This is a genomic window from Paenarthrobacter sp. E2MeOHC11 (assembly GCF_058744955.1).
On sequence record NZ_CP196673.1, the window covers coordinates 3769239 to 3785404 of the forward strand.

At 62.6% G+C, this 16166-nt stretch carries 19 protein-coding genes; 10 read left to right on the plus strand and 9 right to left on the minus strand.

The features are described from left to right. Positions 1 to 30: 30 nt before the first annotated feature. Entirely contained in the window at positions 31 to 1074 is a 1044-nt protein-coding gene (gene galE, locus ACSSVG_RS17555) for a UDP-glucose 4-epimerase GalE (protein ID WP_253468636.1), read from the minus strand. Positions 1075 to 1154: 80 nt separating this feature from the next. On the opposite strand from galE, the gene ACSSVG_RS17560 reads away from it, so the two are divergent. Further along, positions 1155 to 1778: a TetR/AcrR family transcriptional regulator gene (locus ACSSVG_RS17560; RefSeq protein ID WP_231341906.1), complete on the plus strand. Its 624-nt coding sequence runs from the start codon at positions 1155 to 1157 to the stop codon at positions 1776 to 1778. Between the two features lie 100 nt (positions 1779 to 1878). Beyond that, a complete protein-coding gene (locus tag ACSSVG_RS17565; RefSeq protein ID WP_231341907.1) occupies positions 1879 to 2490 on the plus strand; it encodes a hypothetical protein in 612 nt (203 codons plus the stop codon). Between the two features lie 21 nt (positions 2491 to 2511). Here ACSSVG_RS17565 and ACSSVG_RS17570 read toward each other — a convergent pair whose 3' ends face one another. Then, entirely contained in the window at positions 2512 to 3354 is an 843-nt protein-coding gene (locus ACSSVG_RS17570; RefSeq protein ID WP_231341908.1) for a transglycosylase SLT domain-containing protein, read from the minus strand. Between the two features lie 13 nt (positions 3355 to 3367). Beyond that, positions 3368 to 4393, minus strand: coding sequence for a 2,3,4,5-tetrahydropyridine-2,6-dicarboxylate N-succinyltransferase (gene dapD, locus ACSSVG_RS17575; protein WP_231341909.1), 1026 nt, complete (start codon positions 4391 to 4393; stop codon positions 3368 to 3370). A 95-nt stretch (positions 4394 to 4488) separates the two neighbouring features. Between dapD and dapE the strand changes: the two genes are divergently transcribed. Beyond that, entirely contained in the window at positions 4489 to 5613 is a 1125-nt protein-coding gene (dapE, locus tag ACSSVG_RS17580) for a succinyl-diaminopimelate desuccinylase (RefSeq protein WP_231341910.1), read from the plus strand. A 66-nt stretch (positions 5614 to 5679) separates the two neighbouring features. Here dapE and ACSSVG_RS17585 read toward each other — a convergent pair whose 3' ends face one another. From ACSSVG_RS17585 to ACSSVG_RS17600, 4 genes are all read right to left on the minus strand, one after another. Then, positions 5680 to 6573, minus strand: coding sequence for an amino acid ABC transporter permease (locus tag ACSSVG_RS17585; RefSeq protein ID WP_231337910.1), 894 nt, complete (start codon positions 6571 to 6573; stop codon positions 5680 to 5682). After that, positions 6570 to 7220, minus strand: coding sequence for an amino acid ABC transporter permease (locus ACSSVG_RS17590; RefSeq protein WP_089595689.1), 651 nt, complete (start codon positions 7218 to 7220; stop codon positions 6570 to 6572). The genes ACSSVG_RS17585 and ACSSVG_RS17590 overlap by 4 nt, the downstream gene beginning before the upstream one ends. Positions 7221 to 7313: 93 nt before the next feature. Then, entirely contained in the window at positions 7314 to 8189 is an 876-nt protein-coding gene (locus ACSSVG_RS17595; protein ID WP_231337911.1) for a glutamate ABC transporter substrate-binding protein, read from the minus strand. A 75-nt stretch (positions 8190 to 8264) separates the two neighbouring features. Continuing rightward, on the minus strand, positions 8265 to 9020 hold the full coding sequence (locus tag ACSSVG_RS17600; RefSeq protein ID WP_062072913.1) for an amino acid ABC transporter ATP-binding protein: 756 nt from the start codon (positions 9018 to 9020) through the stop codon (positions 8265 to 8267). Between the two features lie 163 nt (positions 9021 to 9183). Between ACSSVG_RS17600 and ACSSVG_RS17605 the strand changes: the two genes are divergently transcribed. The 4 genes from ACSSVG_RS17605 (at position 9184) to ACSSVG_RS17620 (ending at position 12069) form a co-directional block, all read left to right on the plus strand. Beyond that, a complete protein-coding gene (locus tag ACSSVG_RS17605; protein WP_231337912.1) occupies positions 9184 to 10023 on the plus strand; it encodes an LOG family protein in 840 nt (279 codons plus the stop codon). 26 nt (positions 10024 to 10049) lie between these two features. After that, positions 10050 to 10382 carry a DivIVA domain-containing protein gene (locus ACSSVG_RS17610; RefSeq protein WP_231337913.1) on the plus strand — a complete coding sequence of 111 codons (333 nt, stop codon included), beginning with the start codon at positions 10050 to 10052 and terminating at the stop codon, positions 10380 to 10382. 74 nt (positions 10383 to 10456) lie between these two features. Next, positions 10457 to 11674, plus strand: coding sequence for a hypothetical protein (locus tag ACSSVG_RS17615; protein WP_492419240.1), 1218 nt, complete (start codon positions 10457 to 10459; stop codon positions 11672 to 11674). A 227-nt stretch (positions 11675 to 11901) separates the two neighbouring features. Next, positions 11902 to 12069, plus strand: coding sequence for a DUF3117 domain-containing protein (locus tag ACSSVG_RS17620; RefSeq protein WP_064721643.1), 168 nt, complete (start codon positions 11902 to 11904; stop codon positions 12067 to 12069). 81 nt (positions 12070 to 12150) lie between these two features. Here ACSSVG_RS17620 and ACSSVG_RS17625 read toward each other — a convergent pair whose 3' ends face one another. Further along, the gene (locus ACSSVG_RS17625) at positions 12151 to 12783 is read right to left on the minus strand and encodes an O-methyltransferase (RefSeq protein ID WP_492415757.1); all 633 of its coding nucleotides are present in this window, start codon (positions 12781 to 12783) and stop codon (positions 12151 to 12153) included. A 236-nt stretch (positions 12784 to 13019) separates the two neighbouring features. On the opposite strand from ACSSVG_RS17625, the gene sigE reads away from it, so the two are divergent. Genes sigE through ACSSVG_RS17640 form a run of 3 tightly spaced genes read left to right on the plus strand, consistent with a single transcriptional unit; the run spans position 13020 to position 15001 of the window. Next, the gene (gene sigE / locus ACSSVG_RS17630) at positions 13020 to 13643 is read left to right on the plus strand and encodes an RNA polymerase sigma factor SigE (RefSeq protein ID WP_492415758.1); all 624 of its coding nucleotides are present in this window, start codon (positions 13020 to 13022) and stop codon (positions 13641 to 13643) included. A gap of 7 nt (positions 13644 to 13650) precedes the next feature. Beyond that, entirely contained in the window at positions 13651 to 14565 is a 915-nt protein-coding gene (locus tag ACSSVG_RS17635; RefSeq protein ID WP_492415759.1) for a hypothetical protein, read from the plus strand. Between the two features lie 31 nt (positions 14566 to 14596). After that, complete coding sequence (locus tag ACSSVG_RS17640) at positions 14597 to 15001, plus strand: twin-arginine translocase TatA/TatE family subunit (RefSeq protein ID WP_231337916.1); 405 nt, start codon at positions 14597 to 14599, stop codon at positions 14999 to 15001. 36 nt (positions 15002 to 15037) lie between these two features. Here the strand turns inward: ACSSVG_RS17640 and ACSSVG_RS17645 are convergent, their stop codons facing one another. Next, positions 15038 to 16165: an Mrp/NBP35 family ATP-binding protein gene (locus ACSSVG_RS17645; protein ID WP_492415760.1), complete on the minus strand. Its 1128-nt coding sequence runs from the start codon at positions 16163 to 16165 to the stop codon at positions 15038 to 15040. Between the last annotated feature and the right edge of the window lies 1 nt (position 16166).

The following is a 16166-nucleotide window of genomic DNA, read 5'->3' on the forward strand; positions in this document are numbered from 1 at the left end:
GCCGTCGTTAATTACTGAGGCGTTGGTCGCCTAGGCGTTGTTTGTTGCGGAAGTCGCAGCAGCAGCGTTGTATCCGAAGGGGTTGTTCTTCTGCCAGCGCCAGTGGTCCTCGCACATCTGGTCCACGGTCTTGGTGGTCGACCAACCGAGGTCGGCCAGGGCTGAGGAAGCGTCGGCCCAGAAGGCGGGAAGATCGCCCGCCCGGCGGCCGGTGATCTCATAAGGAATCGGCTGACCGACGGCCTTCTCGAAGGAGCGCAGGACCTCCAGGACAGAGGAGCCGCGGCCGGAGCCGAGGTTCCAGCGGCGCACGCCGGCGCGCTCTGCGATGTAGTTCAGGGCTGCTACGTGTCCATCCGCCAGGTCCACCACGTGGATGTAGTCCCGCTGCGCGGTGCCATCGGGGGTGTCGTAGTCCCCACCGAAGACCATCAGCTTTTCGCGGCGTCCGACGGCTACCTGCGCAATGAATGGAACGAGGTTGTTCGGGATGCCTTGGGGGTCCTCGCCGATGCGGCCGGACGGGTGCGCGCCCACCGGGTTGAAGTAGCGCAGCAGTGCGATATGCCAGCGGTCGTCCGCGTTGCCCAGGTCCGAGAGGATGTCCTCGATCTGTTCCTTGGTGCGGCCGTACGGGTTGTTCGCGCCGATTTCCATCTTCTCGATGTAGGGGATCGGGTTGTGCTCGCCATACACCGTTGCAGAAGAACTAAAAACGATGGAGCGCACATTGTGCTTGTCCATGGCCCGGAGCAGGTTCAAGGTGCCCACGATGTTGTTGTAGTAGTAAGCCAGGGGTTCCTGAACGGACTCTCCCACGGCCTTCAGCCCGGCGAAGTGGATGACGGCGTCGATCTGGTGCTGGTCGAACACGGCCTCAACTGCGGGCTCGTCCACCAGGTCCACCTTGTGGAACGCGGCGGTTTTGCCGGTGAGCTCCGAAACCCGGCGGAGGGATTCCTCGCTGGAGTTCACGAGGTTATCAAGCACGACGACGTCGTGGCCGGCTTCCTGAAGGGACAAAACGGTGTGGGAACCGATGTAGCCGGTGCCACCCGTGACAAGAATTTTCATGGTTCCTACGCTAGCGGAAATCGGAGCCACGCCGCTCTGTGTTGAGCGGTGTTGAAGCACGTTCGTGCTAAAAACTATTAGTGCCCAAAATAGTTGATGCCGAAGCCCGGCGCCTTGATGTTGTCCACGCTGTATTCCGGATCATTGCCAGCGATGGCCTGGAGCGGGCATCCCTTAGGGAAGTAGCGGACGAGGCAGGACTGGCCGTGGGTTCCGTCCGGCACTACTTTGCCAGCAGCGACGACCTCCTGGTCTTCTCGTTTGGCGCAGTGATCGACCGCATTGCCGGACGGCTTGAATTAGCGCTGACAGTAGTCGAGCAACAGGCGGGTGGCAGCCCGGAACAGCATGCCGCTGTCCTCAACCTGCTGGGACAGTTCCTGCCGTTGGACGAGGAACTCGCAGTGGATGCCTGCGTGTGGATGGCGTTCAGGCACGCTGCCCGGATCAAGCCCGTCCTGGCGGCCGAAGCCGAGCGCAGCCACCGCACCGTAGCGGCCGTCGTCGGGCGTTTGATCATGCTCCTGAGCCCTGGGGGTGCGGACGTCCAGGAAACCCTCGTCATCGAAGCCGAGCGGCTGTTGGCCACGATGGATGGGCTGTGCATGCATGCGCTGCTGCAGCCGGAATGGATGACGGCGGAAATGTGCAGCGACGTCCTCACCGCGCACCTGCGATCCCTGGGTGCAGTGCCGGCGCACTAGGACGGGTGCTTCCGTCAACCAGTGCCGCCCCGCCACTACCGTCCAGACTCAACGGGAATAGACTGGGACTTGTCGGGAACCTGCCAAGGGAGGAATTCGGATGCATGAGTCAGGCGGCCCGGGATGGCGCATCACCATGGACACGTCCGGGCCGATGCTCATCGCCCTGTACTTGCGCGATGTAGCTGGACTGGACGGTGCCGGAAAACCGAGCCTGTCCCACGCAGCCCCCAAAGTCCGGCATGCGGACCACACCCACCTCACCTCTGACGTAGGCGGCGTCCAGGCCCTCAAGACTGAATGGGAGGCCTGGTGGGAGAAATTGGTGAGGTCGTATCCCCAACCGGCTCATGAGCTTTCACCGCCAAGCTTCAAGGCGTTCGGCAATTCCCCTGCACTTCAACGGGTCTTGCAGGCCCACTTTGGCTCGGCCTTGGGCTGGGCCACAGACAGGATTGACGAGTACGCCGATCTTGAGGCCGCCAGGGAAGCCAACGGCGTGACGCAGGTGTTGAACGAAATGGTGGAGGACCGGCTCCTGGAAGTCGGCCGCAGCTCCCGCGACTTCGACCTCACGATCATTGAACTTCCCCTCAATGAACCCCGTGCGTGGTACTTGGAGCCCAGCACCATGATCATGAGCCACAGGCTGCTGTCAGAGCCCGATGTGTTCCGTAGCTACGTCCAGCCGGTGGTGGAGATCCTCGCCTGAAGGACGTTGGGGAAGCAGTGCTTAGGTGGTGGGCGCCGACACCGTAACGGTGACCGTTTCAGAAGGCGCGGCCGCGGCCTGCCACCCATTCCGCTTCTCGCGGTTCCACGTCTGTCCGCCTACGTCCACCTGCGTGATGGACAACGACTTGGCATTCGCCACGGCCCAGTGGGCCACTGCCCACGCCTGCGTGCCCGTGACGTCCAGCTGGACCGTACGGCCCTGTACCGTAGCCGCTTGGGTGCCGAACGCCGTCGTGATTTCATCCACGACGGCGGCAGGGTCACCAGCTGCGTCGGGCATGCGCAATTCGCAGTCCAGCGATGATTCAGAGTGCCCTGTAAGGGCCGACGCGAAAGCGCGGCCCATGCCCTCGTGCTGGGCGTAGGCGCGGGGGAAGGCCGACCGTTGGACAGCTTGGGCCGCCTGGGTGATTTCCATGGTCTCGAAACCGGGAACTTTGACCAGGCCGTCGTAGAAAGCATTCGTTGCATAGACCGGGTCCATGACTTGGGCCTCGGTGCCCCAGCCTTGTGATGGCCTCTGCTGGAACAGGCCACGGGAGTCGGGGCCCGCCTCATCGCCATAATTAATGTTCCGGAGCCGCGATTCCTGCATGGCGGTCGCAAGGGCTATGCTCGCCGCCCGGGGCGGCAGCCCGCGTTGGACGGAGATCGCGGAGATCAGCGAAGCGTTCGCTGTTTGATCCGTGGCCAGCTCATGACTGTCTGAACCCACGACGGCGACGCAGCGCTCCGTGACCAAGGTCTCGGAGCGCTGCAGCACAGCAACGATCGCGTAGATGGCACCTGCTACGAGGGCCAAGGCCAGCACCGCAACGATGGCGCGGCGGAACCGGCGCACGGAGGTCCTCCTGCTAGTTGGCGTGAAGAGCCTCGTTGAGCTCTACCGTCTGGCCCTTGCGGGGAAGGACTTCCACGCCGCCTGTGGTGGAGTTACGGCGGAAGAGCAGGTTGGGCACGCCGGAGAGTTCCACGGCCTTGATGATCTTGCTGGTGTCCTCGCCATTTTCGTCCTTGGGTCCGGGGACGCGCACGCGGGTACCGGCGGTGACGTAGAGGCCGGCCTCTACTACTGAGTCGTCGCCGATGCTGATGCCCACACCGGAGTTCGCGCCCAGCAGTACACGTTCGCCCAGTGCGATCTTTTCCTTGCCGCCGCCGGAGAGCGTGCCCATGATGGAGGCTCCACCGCCAACGTCGGTGCCATCGCCGGCAACGACGCCGGCCGAGATGCGGCCCTCCACCATGGAGGTGCCCAGGGTGCCTGCGTTGAAGTTCACGAAGCCTTCGTGCATGACGGTGGTGCCCTCGGCGAGGTGCGCACCCAAACGGACGCGGTCGGCGTCGGCAATCCGCACGCCGGTGGGGACAACGTAGTCGACCATGCGCGGGAACTTGTCCACTCCATAGACCACCACGTTGCCGCGCTTACGCAAGCGGGCGCGGGTCAGTTCGAAACCATCAACGGCGGCCGGGCCAAAGTTGGTCCACACGACGTTGGGAAGCTTGCCGAAGACGCCATCCAAGTTGATGCTGTTCGGCGTGACCAGGCGGTGGGACAGCAGGTGCAGGCGCAGGTAGGCATCGGCAGTGTCTGCCGGTGCGGCGTCGAGGTCAATCTGCGCGAAGACCACTTTCTGCTCCGTGCCACGATCGGCATCCTTGCCGTCGTTGGCCAGTGCAGTGAGCGCGGGATCGGCGTTCTCAACATCGCGCAGGGTATCTGCCGCCACACCAAGTGCGGGTGCGGGGTACCAGACGTCCAGCACGGTTGCTTCCCCGGAAGCCGAGGTGGCGATGGTGGCGAGGCCGAAGCCATAAGCCGATCGGGGGTTGGCGGGCGCGGTTGCGGGCACAGCAGAGGAAGCAGTTTCAGTCATGGGCCAAGTCTATCCAGCAGGCAGAGGTCGGTTAAAACCCGTCTCATGCCGTAGAAGTCGCATTTGTGGTTGTTTCCGGGGATTAGGCTGGACGGGTGACCCTGAACCCTGCTCCCGCCCTCCTTGACCTGCGCCAGGACGTTGCCTTGCTGACGGCCGCGATCATTGACTTCAATAGTGTCTCCGGCAACGAGACCGAACTGGCAGACGCCGTTGAGACCGCATTGCGTGCCATCCCCGCCTACACGGTGGTCCGGGATGGTGACGCCATCATCGCCCGAACCGAACTCGGCCGCGCTGAACGCGTCATCCTCGCAGGGCACTTGGACACTGTTCCCCTGCCCACGGTTGACGGATCGTTGGGCACAGTACCGGCCACCTGGGAGTCCGGCGTTCCCGGCGAAGGTGTGCTCTACGGCCGCGGGACCACCGACATGAAAGGCGGCGTCGCGGTGCAGCTCGCCCTCGCGGCAACGTTGTTCGACGACGGTCGGGAGCCGGACAAGGACGTCACCTTTGTCTTCTACGACCATGAGGAAGTGGAGGCGGTGAAGAGCGGCCTTGGCAGGTTGGTGCGCAATCACGGCGACTTGCTGGATGGCGATTTTGCCATCCTCCTGGAACCTACGCACGGCACGGTGGAAGGCGGGTGCAACGGAACCAGCCGTTTCGAAGCCACCACCATCGGCGAAACAGCCCACTCTGCGCGAGCATGGATGGGCGTCAACGCGATCCACGCCGCCGCACCGATCCTTGCCCGGCTGGCCGCCTACGAACCCCGGACCATCAACGTTGACGGCCTCGACTACCGCGAAAGCCTCAACGCTGTGAAAATCAAGGGGGGCACGGCCGGGAACGTCATCCCGGACCGCTGTGTGGTGGAGATCAACTACCGCTTCGCTCCGGACAAGACACCGGACCAAGCCGAAGCGCACGTCCGCGAGCTGCTGGAAGGCTTCGACGTCGTCCGCACAGACGCTGCCGCGGGCGCGCGCCCGGGCCTCAACCACCCCGCCGCCGCGTCCTTCGTTGCCGCAGTGGGCGCTGAGCCCAAGCCCAAATACGGTTGGACCGACGTCGCGCGTTTCAGTGAACTTGGCATTCCGGCGGTGAACTTCGGACCAGGCGACCCGCTGCTGGCGCACAAGGACAACGAACACGTCGACGCCGATGCCATCCGTGAGTGCCTCCGCGCACTGCGGACCTGGCTGGCTGGCTAAGACGTACGCAGACAAAGAAGAAGGTCCGCAGCCTGGTGGCTGCGGACCTTCTGGCTTGGTGCAGGACTACGCCTTGTTCGGGCCTTCGACGGAGTCCTTGGCGATGGGGTCGTTACCGCCCACCACGAGCCCTGTCCGGAGGCTGGGGGGAGCCACGCCACCAGCGGCCTTCTTGGAGCCGCGGCGTTCGATCAGGATGGCGATCCGTGAAACGGTCAGGTTGATCAGGATGTAGATCGCAGCACCGACGAAGAAGGCCGGGAACAGGAAGTCCGGGCCCAGGAAGTCGGCCATGATCTGGATTTTCCTCAGAAGTTCCTCGTAGCCAACGATGTACCCGAGGGAAGTGTCCTTGAGCAGGACCACCAGCTGGGCGATCAACGACGGCAGCATCCGGCGGACTGCCTGCGGGAATTCGATGGACATCCGCGACTGGAAGCTCCGCAGGCCAATGGCCAGGCCGGCTTCACGTTGTCCCTTCGGCAGGGACTGGATGCCTGCACGGAGGATTTCGGCGAAGATGGCGGCGTTGTAGAGCGTTAGACCCACCACTACAGCTTGGAACTGACCGGTTGCGAAAACCAGCAGGACGAACAACATCATGAGGACCACGGGCATGCCGCGGAGGAACTCGAGGACCACCTGGGTTGGAATGCGGATCCAGGCGATCAGGGAGATTCTCAGCAGGCAGAGGGCTATGCCCAACGGGAAGGCAATGATTGCTGCGACTGCAGCTGCGGCCAGCGTGGAGAGAATGCCTTGGCCGATCAGGCTCCAGACATCCGGGGCCATGGGGCCGTAGAAGATCTCCCAGCGGTCTGCGTCGAAGATGCCCTGCTGAGCCAGAGTTGTGACGGCAATGGCAAGGACACCGAGGATGATCAGGATTCCGGCTGCGGATCCCAGGAGCGAGTAAAGGCGGGCTTTGGGCCCGGGGACGTCGTACAGGACCGAAGTCATCGGGCAATCGCCACCTTTCGTTCAACAAAGTGCGCCAGAAGACCCAGGGGCACCGTGATCAGGAGGTAGAAGAAGGCCACCCCGAGCAGGATCCAGAGGACTTGGTCTCCGTAGTCGTTGGAGAGCTGGCGGCCGTAGCCGAACAGCTCGAGGACGAAGAACGCGCCGGCTACCGAAGAGTTCTTGACCAAGGCGATCAGGATATTGATCAAAGGAGGTATGACGGTTCGGACGGCCTGGGGAAGCACAATGAAGCCCAGGACCTGGGTGAATGTCATGCCGATACTGCGGGCAGCTTCTGCTTGGCCCACCGGCACGCTGTTGACACCGGAACGGACTGCTTCGGCGATGAAGGCTGCCGTGTAGCTGCTCAGCGCGATGATGGCGGCGACTTCGAATTGCTCGAATTTGACGCCCAGCCGGGGGAGAACGATGGCTGCGAAGAAGAAAATGATGGTCAACGGGGTGTTACGGGCGACTTCAACATAGAACATGCTGAAACCGCGGAGTGCAGCCACGGGGGAAACCCTCATGGCCGCCAGGAGTGTGCCGACAAGGAGGGCAATGATTCCTGAAATTACGGAGAGATAAAGGGTTCGGAGAAATCCGTCCCAGTATTCGGGGAGGCTTGCTATGACGGCGTCCATGGCTTCCTTTGACTGCAGCTAATCAGGGAACAGGGTCCTGGAGTGGTCAACTGCCGCCGTCCGGAAGGGGCGGCGGCAGCTAACGGATCCCGACTAGTAGCGGTTGATCGCAGGAAGTTCAGGAGTGGTCTTGATGACCTTGCCTGCGGTGGCTTCCCAAGCCTTCTTGTATTCGCCGTCCTTCTGGAATGCTTCGAGCTGATCGTTGATCCAGTTGCGGAAGACGGTGTCGTCCTTCTTCAGGCCGATGCCGTAAGGCTCCTTGGTGAAGGTCTCGTCCGAGGCGAGCTTGAAGGCGTCCGGTTCCTTGTCCACGTAGCCGGCGAGGATCACGTTATCCGTGGTTACTGCAACTACCTGCTTGTTGCGCAGCGGCTCCAGGCAAGCGGTGTAGGTGGCGGCCGGAACAACCTCTGCGCCGTACTTCTCTGCGATGGTCTTTGCCGGGGTGGAGCCCGTCACGGAGCAGACCTTCTTGCCGGAGACGTCTTCAGGCTTGGTGATGGAGTTGTCGTCCTTGTTCACCAGCAGGGCCTGGCCGGCTTCGTAGTAAGGTCCGGCGAAGGCAACCTTCTCCTTGCGGGCGTCGTTGATGGTGTAGGTGGCGATGACCAGATCAACGCGACCCTGCTCAATGAACGATTCACGGTTCTGGGAGACGGTCTCTACCCATTCGATCTTGTCGGCAGGAATACCCAGCTTGGCGGCGATTGCCTTGCCCATTTCGACGTCGAAACCGACAGGCTTGCCGTCAAGGCCCTTCTGGCCGAACAGGGGCTGGTCAAACTTGGTGCCGATGGTGATCTTCTGGGCTTTGTTCAGCTTCTCCATCGTGGTGCCGGCTTCGAAGCTCGCCGAGGCCACAGGGGTAGAGGTGGTGCCGCTGCCGCCACATGCGCTCAGCGAGAGGGCGAGCACGGCAGAAGCGGCCACCAGCAGCGACTTCCTCCGGGTAATGAAAGCCTTCATGACATTCCTTTCTTAGGTTGGCCGTCGTTCGGCCTGGGTGAGGTCTTTACGGCCTGGGGTGCGGGCGATAAGGAGCTAGTGGGTCAAAAGCTTGGACAGGAAGTCCTTGGCACGGGTGCTCTTCGGGTTGGTGAAGAATTCCTCCGGAGTTGCGTCTTCCACGATCTGGCCGTCAGCCATGAACACCACACGGTCAGCAGCCTTGCGGGCAAAGCCCATCTCGTGGGTGACCACGATCATGGTCATGCCCTCCTTGGCCAGCTGGATCATGACGTCCAGTACTTCGTTGATCATCTCGGGGTCCAACGCCGACGTGGGCTCGTCGAACAACATCACTTTGGGCTTCATGGCCAGTGCTCGTGCGATAGCCACACGCTGCTGCTGGCCACCGGAGAGCTGGGCGGGAAGCTTGGGAGCCTGGTGCCCGACACCTACGCGCTCCAGGAGGGCCATGGCTTCCTTGTCAGCGGTTCCCTTGGCCACCTTCTTTACCTTGATCGGGCCCAGGGTGACGTTCTCAAGAATCGTCTTGTGGGCGAACAGGTTGAAGGACTGGAAGACCATTCCGACGTCGGCACGCAGGTGCGCGAGATCCTTGCCTTCTTCGGGAAGCTTCTTCCCGTCGATGGCGATATCGCCGTCATCGATCGTTTCCAAACGGTTGATCGCACGGCACAGCGTGGACTTACCGGAACCGGAGGGCCCGATGACCACCACCACTTCACCCTTCTTGACCTGAAGGTTAATGTCCTTGAGGACGTGCAATTGACCGTAGTGCTTGTTGACGCCATTCAGGGAGACGAGGGCATCGCCGGACGCTTGAGTAGTCATACGACGAATCTAGCGAACAAAGAAGCAAATATGACCACGGTCACGGCAACTTCCTGAAGATCGTGACTGAACAGAAACCTGCCCCACAGCGATATACCAGACTGCAATGCAAGAAGCGGGTCGCGGCGACAGAGCAGGCACTCATAGGCGCTAGCCTTGGGCAATGAGCATCAGCCAGCACCCAGTACCCCACTCCGATGCCAACGGCCACGTCAAGGCGGCCCATGTGCCCCTGCCTTCGGAGATTGCCCCGGCGAAGCACAAAGGCTCCCTGGAGCTTCGGCGCAAACAAGCGGATACGGGCATGTCGGACCAGCATTTGCTGGATACGAGTGGGGCCGGACAGTTCATTCACACCGATCCGTGGCGTGTCCTGAGGATTCAGAGCGAATTTGTGGAGGGCTTCGGGGCCCTTGCTGACCTGGGCCCGGCTGTCAGCGTGTTCGGTTCCGCACGTACAAAGCCGGGCACCGAGTACTACGAGATGGCCGTGGATGTTGGTCGCAAACTTGCCGAAGCGGGCGTCGCGGTGATCACCGGCGGCGGGCCTGGTTCCATGGAAGCGGCAAACAAAGGTGCCGTGGAAGGCAATGGAGTCTCCGTGGGTCTCGGCATTGAATTGCCGTTCGAACAGGGCCTCAACCAGTGGGTGGATCTGGGCATCAATTTCCGGTACTTCTTCGCCCGCAAGACGATGTTCGTCAAGTACGCCCAGGGCTTTGTGGTCCTTCCTGGTGGGCTGGGAACGCTGGACGAACTCTTTGAGGCAATGGTGCTGGTTCAAACCCGCAAGGTGACGTCGTTCCCCATCGTCCTCCTGGGCGTGCGGTTCTGGGGTCCGATGATCGAGTGGATCAGGGAAACATTGGTTGCGGAGGGCATGGTGTCCGAAAAGGACCTTGACCTGATCCAGTTGGTTGATGACCCTGCAGATGCGGTGCACCGCGTTTTGCACGGGGCGCCGCTTCCTCCCACGCCCAACGGAAACCAGCGCCCGGAATAGGCACTCCTTTCTGGCACGATGGACCTGTGAGCTTTTTCCTGGTGTTCCTCGCGATTGTCCTTCTCGGCGCTGCGCTGTACCTCGGAGCCGGGATGGTCCGGGGGCGCTCGATTGGAGCGGGCCTCGACGACCCCGTACCAAACCTGCCCCCCGTGGTGCTGCCGTCGCAAGCAAAGCCCTCCGACGTCGATTCCCTGCGTTTCGCATTGGGGCTGAGAGGGTACCGGATGGACCAGGTAGACCAGGTCCTGGATGACCTGCGGGACCAGCTGCTGGCCAAAGACCGTGAGATCGAAAGACTCAATGCACTGGCACAGCCGCGGCTGGAGGACGGCGAAACCAAGCGGATACAACCGTGAGCCGGACGGCTCCGATCCAGACCGAAGGCGCTACGGCCCGGGTTTCGCATGCGGTCTCGGCCACGGTGGCCCGGATGGGCGCGTGGCCGTGGTGGCTGCAGGTTTCCCTGGTCTTTGTGGCGGCCAGAGTGGTCAGCGCCTGTATCTTCATGGCCGCCGCCATTCACCAGGGAACTAACCCGTGGTTCCCGCCAGCGCCGGATTACTGGAACTTCATTACCATCTGGGACGGACGCTGGTACCAGGAAGCCGCAGACAAGGGCTATCCCTCGGAACTGCCCGTGGATGCGAACGGCGTGGTCAATGAAAATGCCTGGGCCTTCTATGCGCTGTTTCCCTTCCTGGCCCGCGGCGTGTCCGCGATCACCGGGATGGGTGCATTGCCTGCCCTCACGGCCATTGCGATGCTGGCCGGCCTGGGTGCGGCACTTGTCATTTACAAGCTCTTCCGGGAGTTCGCCGGCAGGCGCACGGCGATGTGGGGCGTAGTCTTCGTTTCCACCTTTCCGGTGTCCCCGATCCTGCAAGTCCCGTATGCCGAGTCCTTGAACCTGCTGCTGCTGGCGGCCTCCCTGCTGCTGGTCGTCCGGCGCCACTACCTTGCCGCCATCCCGGTTGTGCTCCTGATGTGTTTGTCCAGGCCAACCGGAGTCCCGTTTGCCGCCATGCTGGGGCTCCTGTTCCTGTGGCGGTTATGGGGCCGGCTGCGGCCGCCGGCAGCAGCGCTGGAAACAGTAGGCAGCACTGCAACAGGTGGCACCACAACAGATCCGACGTCGACGCGCAGCTTGGTGTCACTGGCCGTCCTGGTGTTCGCGACTGGCCTGGGAGCCTTGGCATGGCCAGCCATCGCCTGGGCCGTGACTGGGGACCCTGCGGCCTACACCCGTACGGAAACGGCATGGCGCGGACACGATCTTGTCCCCTTTAAACCGTGGTTTGATACTGGCCGGATGTTGTTCGGGCCAGTTCTGGGTGTGCTGGCGCCCTTTGTCTTCACCGCCCTTTTTGTGTTGGTGATGATCTCCAAGCCCGTCCGGGCCCTAGGGGCTGAACTCCGCCTGTGGTGCGCCTGCTATATGGGTTATCTGCTGGTATTCCTGCATCCGCAGACCAGTACCTTCCGGATGTTGCTACCTCTTTTCCCGCTGGCCTTGGGTGCGGCGCTGCTGTCCAAGTCCAGGGCCTATCGGGGGACTGTGGTGGTCCTGTTCGTTCTCCTCCAAATCGTGTGGGTGGTATGGCTTTGGGCGTGGGCTCCGTTACCCGGCGGTGGCGACTATCCGCCCTGACGTGGAGCTTTGCCCGGGAAACACAATATGTACAAAGCCCGGACAAATAGCCCGCTGATTCGCTACGGACGGGTAAGTACGGGATAATGGACTACGAGCAAGGACAAAGCACCTAAAAGTGCCCGGCCAAGGCGGCCTCCCAAGCGGTGCCGCCGGCTGCAATTGCGACGCGGATCCAGCCCGGCCGGGTTGGGCGTGACTTGGGACAAATGGAGGGGATTTTCCTAATGGCGGCTATGAAACCACGTACTGGCGACGGCCCTATGGAAGTTACCAAAGAGGGACGCAGCCTGATCATGCGTGTGCCACTCGAAGGCGGAGGACGACTTGTAGTCGAACTCAATGCCGCCGAAGCGGAAAACCTCAAGGAATGCCTCGTAGGTGTGACCGAATAGATTTAGAAGCAGGGCCTGGCGGGAGCCGGGCCCTGCTTTTGTTTAAGGCTCTTGTCTAGGCCCGCTCGGACCAGGCACACGCTACTTCTTGACCGCCACAAGCAGGCCATCGCCGGTGGGCAGCATGGCTGAAGCCAGCCGCTCGTCGTCGCGGATTGCCTTGCCAATCTGGCGCAGGACCACGGTGGTGGAGTCGCGCGCTGCCGGGTTGGCTACACGGTCCTTGTCCAGGGCGTCGTTGATCACCAGCGTTCCGCCGGACTTGAGCAGGCGGATCGCCTGTTCCACGTACTTGGGAAGGTTCGGCTTGTCGGCGTCGATGAAAACGAGGTCGTAGGCGGAATCGGTCAGGCGTGGCAGCACGTCGGCGGCGCGGCCCGATATGGTGCGCGTGCGGTTGGCTGGGCTGCCGGATTCCAGGAACGCTTCCCTGGCGGCCTTGAGGTGTTCGACATCGACGTCGATGGTGGTCAGGACTGCCTGGGGGCTCAGGCCCCGCAGCAGGCAGACGCCGGAAACTCCGGCGCCGGAACCCACTTCAACCACGGTCTGGGCCTTGGAAGCGGCAGCCAGGACCGTCAGGACCGCCCCGACGCCCGGGCTGATGGGCGTGACTCCCAGCTCGAAGGACCGCTCCCGGGCGCGCAACAAGACGTCATCCTCAGCAGGCAGATCTTCTGCATAGGACCAGCTGCTTGACTTGTCGGCACTCATGAAGGGTTTCGCTTTCCGCGGGTAGGGGTGTTTGTACCAGACTACTGTGTCTGCCCCCGTATACCCGCTGTTGGGCAGCCGCCCTGAAGCTGTGTCCGCGAGTGTATTCAGCCCTGCGGGAAAAACGCCCGCCAGTCAGGAAATTCCCAGACAACCTTGGGATGATATTGCTCCGGTCATCCATGAGGTGGGCGGCGCCGAAGACTCGGTGAACCACAGTTTGAGGGGAGTGGACGATGCCGGCATCGCATGCTGCGCCAGTCCAAACATCGGAAAGCCTTGAGGCCGTAAGCGACTGGGTCATGCCCAGCTGGGAGGAAGTGGTTGCGAACCACTCCGCCAAGGTATACCGCCTCGCCTATCGCCTGACCGGCAACAAGTTCGACGCCGAGGACCTCACCCAAGAGGTGTTTGTCCGCGTGTTCCGGTCGCTGGAGAACTTCAAACCGGGAACCCTGGATGGTTGGCTGCACCGTATCACCACCAACCTGTTCCTGGACCAGGCCCGTCGCAAGAGCCGTATCCGTTTCGATGCCCTTGCAGAGGACGCCGAGTCCCGCTTGCCCGGCCGCGAACCAGGTCCGGAGCAGAGCTTCGAGCACAACAACCTTGATTTGGACGTCCAGCGCGCGTTGGAGGAGTTGCCGCCGGACTTCCGCGCCGCCGTCGTGCTGTGCGATCTTGAAGGCCTCTCCTATGACGAGGTTGCAGAGGCGCTGGGTGTGAAGCTGGGCACCGTCAGGTCCCGTATTCACCGCGGCCGGACCATGCTGCGCGAGAAGCTTGCCCACCGTGACCCCCGACCCGCGGAGGCACGCAAGCCGCGCCTGAAGATGCCGCGCATCGCCAGCATTCTTTAGGACGTCGATGCCCCGACATCCTCTTCGTCCGGGACGGTCGTCCCGGCGCAAATTGGCTGCGCTGCGCCATACGCGAAGCCCGGAACACGTGCAGGAATGCGTTGCCTGCAGTACGGCGCTGCGCCGGGAGCGGCAGTACCTTGAACGTCTTCAGAGTGCCTCCGTGCCTGAGGCCAGCCAGGATCTCGCTGCCCGGCTCATCCAGCACACCGAACGGCTTGCCAACGAGCCGGATTACTTGATCCCAGCCCAGGCATCCAGGGGAGGGCTGCGTCGTGGCCTACGTATTGCGGGCGTCGCCGCGGGCACCCTGGCGGTCAGCGCTGGCGCCCTGGCAGTCTCGGCGTATGTCGTAGCAGGCGATAATGAGGCCCAGGTGCTTACGGGAACCAGCGAGGTTGGTGCACTCGCGGGCGCGTGGACGGGAACCCCGGCAGAAACCACACTGGGACCCGCTTTCCGCGCCGGCAGCACCATCAGCTTGAGTGATGCACAGTTGGATAGCCTGCGCGAAGACGGATGGGCATGCCCCGAACTGTCGGCGATGGGCTTCCACATCGTGTCCGCCCAGGCAACCGAGCGCAATGGCCATCCAGTTGTGGAGCTCCGTCTTGAAAGCAATGGGCACTACGCCACCATTGTGGAGGAACACCTGCCGGCGGGTCAGCCCGGCACCGGACGATCCACCTCGGCGCAGCTTTCCGTCACGCAGGGTAGCCCGTGGAAGGCTGTCTACACCATGCCTGCGGCCGTGATCAGCTATGCGTCCGACCTCCCGGCAGATACGGCGGATGACGCCGTCCCCGAGATCGTCCGGGCTGGGGAGTCAATGGCCGTTCTGCCTTCCAACGAAGGGTCGGAGGCATGGCATGCGAGACTGCTGCGCGGGCTCCAGACCCTTCTCCGGCCCGCCGGTTTATGAGCGACACCACAGACAAGGTAATCTTCGTAGCGTGTTTGGAATCAACGGCCCGGAGTTCATACTCCTTCTGATTATCGGCGTACTCGTCATCGGTCCCAGCCGTTTGCCCGAATACACTCAAAAGCTCGCAAACCTGGTCAAGGAAGTCCGGCGGATGGCTTCGGGTGCGCGTGAGCAGATCAAGGAAGAAGTCGGCATCGATATCGATGAAGTCGACTGGAAGAAGTACGATCCCCGCCAGTACGATCCCCGGCGCATCATCAAGGATGCACTCCTTGATGATGACACCAAGCCCGTCAGCGCCGGTGCGCCTGCTGTTGCAGCTACTGCTGCTGCGGGCGCGGCTGCGTCGGAGACCAAGCCCAAGACCCCCACCCGGGTCATCGAGCGGCTGGCTGAGGGCGAAGCTGCACCCTTCGATTCCGAGGCAACCTGACCCGACTGATGTTGCCGCCCTCGCGAGCGGTAAGGGTCAGCGGGGTTCGATCCCCAGTGACAGCCCCGACAATCCGCGGGGCCGTGAGGCCAAAGCGGCGGCGACTTCCAGCATCGCCTTGGCAGCGGCCGTTTCGGGTGCTGCCAGGACCACGGGCTTCCCGGCGTCGCCGCCCTCACGCAATCGGATGTCCAACGGAATCTGGCCCAGTAGCGGAACTTCGCTGCCTACGGCAGCGCTCAACCGCTCAGCCAGGATGGCACCTCCACCACTTCCGAACAATTCCATCCGGCCGCCGTCGGGCATCTCCAGGAACGACATGTTCTCGATGACGCCCGCCACCTTCTGCCCTGTCTGGGTGGCGATGGTTCCGGCGCGTTCAGCGACGTCTGCTGCAGCTGCCTGCGGCGTGGTCACTACCAGGATCTCGGCGTTGGGCAACAACTGGGCTACGGATATGGCGATGTCGCCCGTGCCCGGAGGCAGGTCCAGGAAAAGGGCATCGAGGTCGCCGAAATAGACGTCCGTCAGGAATTGTTCAAGGGCGCGGTGGAGCATGGGTCCACGCCAGGCGACCGGCTGGTTGCCTGCAACGAACATGCCGATCGAGATGACTTTCACGCCGTACGCCACCGGGGGCAGGATCATGTCGTCCACTTGGGTGGGCTTTTGGGTGATCCCCATCAGGGCCGGCACTGAGAAGCCATGGACGTCGGCGTCCACAATGCCCACGCGCAAGCCCTGGGCGGCCAGTGCACAGGCGAGGTTGACGGTGACCGAGGACTTGCCGACACCACCCTTTCCACTGGCAACGGCGTAGACCTTGGTCAGCGAACCAGGCTTGGTGAAAGGTATGCCGCGCTGTCCGCCGGGTCCGCGGAGTTGCTCTTTGAGGGCTTCGCGTTGGGCCGGGGTCATGACCTTCAGTTCCACGTCCACGCCTGTCACGCCGGGGACATTGGACAACGCCGCTGTGGCGTCCTCCGTAATGGTCTCGCGCAGCGGGCACCCGGCAATGGTCAGCAGGACAGCTACGTGCACGGCGCCTGCATCGTCGGCAGACACCGATTCCACCATCCCGAGTTCCGTGATGGGCCGGCGGAGCTCGGGATCAATAACGGTTGCCAGGGCAGCATGAAGAGCCTCGGCGGATGTGGTGCTCATA